Origin of the sequence: Anaerosalibacter bizertensis (genome assembly GCF_009696605.1) — a bacterium.
In the GTDB taxonomy this organism is placed as follows: Bacteria; Bacillota; Clostridia; order Tissierellales; family Sporanaerobacteraceae; genus Anaerosalibacter; species Anaerosalibacter bizertensis.
The window spans coordinates 1-2,619 of record NZ_VULR01000036.1 but is presented as its reverse complement, the minus strand read 5'-3'; the positions used below and the strand labels follow the sequence as shown (position 1 = coordinate 2,619).

General features: G+C 27.4%; 5 protein-coding genes. All 5 read right to left on the bottom strand.

Features of this window, described 5'->3' with window-relative positions:
* On the bottom strand, window positions 1-938 hold a 938-nt coding region (locus FYJ27_RS12545), incomplete at its 3' end, for a hypothetical protein (protein ID WP_154485134.1).
* 14 nt (window positions 939-952) lie between these two features.
* The gene (locus tag FYJ27_RS12540) at window positions 953-1,498 is read right to left on the bottom strand and encodes an FtsX-like permease family protein (RefSeq protein ID WP_154485133.1); all 546 of its coding nucleotides are present in this window, start codon (window positions 1,496-1,498) and stop codon (window positions 953-955) included.
* Complete coding sequence (locus FYJ27_RS12535) at window positions 1,491-1,814, bottom strand: ABC transporter permease (RefSeq protein ID WP_326831095.1); 324 nt, start codon at window positions 1,812-1,814, stop codon at window positions 1,491-1,493. Before FYJ27_RS12535 ends, FYJ27_RS12540 begins: the two co-directional genes overlap by 8 nt.
* A gap of 62 nt (window positions 1,815-1,876) precedes the next feature.
* Window positions 1,877-2,089, bottom strand: coding sequence for a hypothetical protein (locus FYJ27_RS12530; RefSeq protein WP_154485131.1), 213 nt, complete (start codon window positions 2,087-2,089; stop codon window positions 1,877-1,879).
* Window positions 2,090-2,174: 85 nt separating this feature from the next.
* Window positions 2,175-2,564 (bottom strand): hypothetical protein, encoded by a 390-nt coding sequence (locus FYJ27_RS12525; RefSeq protein WP_154485130.1) that lies wholly within the window; start codon window positions 2,562-2,564, stop codon window positions 2,175-2,177.
* Window positions 2,565-2,619 lie beyond the last annotated feature (55 nt).

Genomic DNA, 2,619 nt, shown 5'->3' with positions numbered 1-2,619 from the left:
ACAGTTATTCCAAATGTTGTTCCTATTAAAAACAATATAGAAAATATGAGATAATATTTAAATTCATTTTCTACCACTTCTTTTCCTCTTTCAATGCTCCTTTTCAATGTTTCAAATCCAATCTGAACATTATGCTTTTTGGATATCTTTTCTAATTCTTTTATTACCTCCTCTGATGATTTATTTCCACTAATCTCCCCAAAATAATGCATAGTAGGTACGTAAAATTCATCATTATATGATTCCTTTGAATTTATAGGAAGTATAAGCGTATCTTTCAAATGTCTCATTTCACGATTTGATATATCATTACCAAAAAACCATTTATCGTCTTCGTCTATTATTCCAACTATCTCATATTCTATATTTTCATACTTATCCTTTAGTTTATCACCAATATCTATTAGTCCATATCTGTATAACCCATATCCTCCTAGAACAGGCACTGTATTTCCTTTTTCATACCATTTAAAATCTTCATCATTTAAATTTCTTCCTTTTACTATATTTAATTTTATTAAATTTTCTATCCCATTTTCAACATCTAAAGTATTTATATTTCCATCCTCCATAGGAATTTCTTCTTTAAATTCGTTTTTCAAATCTTTGTATTTAGAGTTGTTACAAAATTCATCTATATTTATACCGCTATACGTACTAAAAGCTACATAATCTAAAAGTTCTTTATCTACTACCTCCCCTCTAAATTCCAGAAAATTTTTAGGTTTAGTTACTTCGTCCTTAACTATTAAATGTAAAATTCTACTAGAATCCTTGGATATTGCAGATTCCACATCTTTTTCTATTTTATTTATTTTCTCTATAGCATCTATTCTAGTAAGCAAAAGCCAAACTGAAACCATTACTTGTATCATTATTAGAAAATATATTCCCTTCCTTTTAGATATATTTTTCAATACCATTTTTAAATTATTCATAATTATTCTCCTTATTAAAGTTTCATAGCCTCTGTAGGCTGTACTTCAAATGATTTAATAATAGGATATATTGATGTAGTTAATGATGTAATAACTATGACTACCATTCCCAATGTTAAGTTTTCAAATCTTAAGGTTATCAATACTCCTAAAACTGATTTTATGAATATATTTATTATTAACTGTATAATTATTGAAATTATATATGCAATTAAAGTTATAGTAAATATCTCACCGTATACTAATTTTCCTATTTGAAAATTTGTATGTCCTAAAGCTTTTCTAAGACCTATTTCAAATCTCATATTATCTATCCAAAATGTCATAATAGCCATAGCTTGAGATATAGCTGCTATATATACTATAATTGTTATAAATAAAAAATTACTGTCTAAATCTATCCATCTAATTTTACGTTTACTCAAAGCTTGTAGTCCTGAACTTTCAAATTTATCCCATCTAGAATTTCCCCCTGCTATAAATTTATCTATTTGTTCTAAGGTATCATTTTTAGAACTATAAACTATAATATTTCCATCTCCTCCTATGTTGTCAGCCATTTCTTCTGATACTATAGACAAGGGAAAAAAATATAAACATGTCCCATTTCAATGGTCTGTCTTTAAGCCCAACAACTCCCACAACTTCATAATTTTTGCCATATATGCCTATTGTTTTCCCATCATCATTCATATATTTTTTTAAATTTTGTCCTATAACAACTACATTTTTTCTTTTTAGGATTTCTTCTCTAGTATAATATCTTCCTTCCAAAAGAGGAGGATTCCATTTACTATTTTCCCCAAACCATCCTGCCTCTCCTTCAAAATACTGATCTGCCTCAGCTTTATCTAAATTTAGAAGAAAATCAGTTATATAGACACCTATATGTTCATCTAAATTCTCTTCTAAATTGTTTAATAAACCATTTATGTCATTTAAAAAAATGCTTGTATTTTTTGACCTAAAAAAAATTCATATGCATTTGGCGGTCCTAACTTTTCTAAAATGTTTTCTTCTTCTTTAAGTCCCCATACAAAACTTATGTTAAAAGATATCATCAGCATAGCTACTAATATGCCAAATGTGACAAAAAATGTAGTTAGCTTTTTTGTTTTGAATCTTGATAATATATTTTTTACTTTTTTCATCTTTGTACTCCTTTTATAAAGTAGTAAGATTAGCAGTTTTACTGCTAATCTTACTACTTTAATAATATTTATTATATTTTATAGATTATTTACCTTCAAAAAGGTGAACCATTTCTCGTTGTGTACTCTGATTAGGATTTATATAACTATGAATAGATTTAAAAGCTTGAACTTGCCTATTTCCTTTTGCATATGCTTTTGCATCGCTAATATGAGTAACAGAATTTTTCTTCTCTAAAGCCATGTTTTTAGAATATCTAAGATATATTCTAGTATTCAATCTATATCCTTTAGGTCTGCCATTAGCCCAATAGGTTCTTGCGTTTGCAGAATTAGTATTAAAGTTTGGACTTAACGTACAATTTACTGGTTTTCCACCTGCTTGAAAAGAACCTGATCTATATGCCAATACTGGTGCTCCAAATAATAAAACTGCCAAAGTTAAAGGTAATACCCTTTTCACTACTTTTTTCATTTGATTATCCCCCTATTAATATATTTTTTAGTTTCTTAAGATTTATAGATTAATA

Bases quoted from the DNA above. Each gene is read 5' to 3' on its own strand.
- FYJ27_RS12530 (WP_154485131.1), bottom strand. From the start codon at position 2,089: ATGAAAAAAGTAAAAAATATATTATCAAGATTCAAAACAAAAAAGCTA.
- FYJ27_RS12540 (WP_154485133.1), bottom strand. From the start codon at position 1,498: ATGGCTGACAACATAGGAGGAGATGGAAATATTATAGTTTATAGTTCT.
- FYJ27_RS12525 (WP_154485130.1), bottom strand. From the start codon at position 2,564: ATGAAAAAAGTAGTGAAAAGGGTATTACCTTTAACTTTGGCAGTTTTA.